The organism is Brevibacillus sp. MER 51 (assembly GCF_023714195.1).
Taxonomy (GTDB): domain Bacteria; phylum Bacillota; class Bacilli; order Brevibacillales; family Brevibacillaceae; genus Brevibacillus.
Genome location: NZ_JAMAUS010000079.1, coordinates 1 through 315 on the forward strand (window position 1 = coordinate 1; position 315 = coordinate 315).

The 315-nt window shown below is 52.4% G+C and carries 2 rRNA genes; both read left to right on the top strand.

The annotated features are described in order from the left end of the window. Positions 1-65: ribosomal RNA gene (locus tag M3630_RS30735) — 16S ribosomal RNA — on the top strand; the annotation flags it as partial. Between the two features lie 124 nt (positions 66-189). Then, positions 190-306: ribosomal RNA gene (rrf, locus tag M3630_RS30740) — 5S ribosomal RNA — on the top strand. The last annotated feature ends 9 nt before the right edge of the window (positions 307-315 follow it).

A 315-nucleotide genomic window follows, 5' to 3' on the forward strand; every position in this document is an offset into this window, starting at 1 on the left:
AGATGACTGGGGTGAAGTCGTAACAAGGTATCCGTACCGGAAGGTGCGGATGGATCACCTCCTTTCTATGGAGATATGACCGTAACGCAACATTCGCTGTTCAGTTTTGAAGGAGTATTTCCTTCATTTCCCGCTTGTCTGATAGAGACTTGCGTGATAAAGTAAATATCCTGTCGTTGCGACAGAATGTCTGGTGATGATGGCGGAGGGGACACACCCGTTCCCATGCCGAACACGGCCGTTAAGCCCTCCAGCGCCGATGGTACTTGCTCCGCAGGGAGCCGGGAGAGTAGGACGTTGCCAGGCAGTTACTCT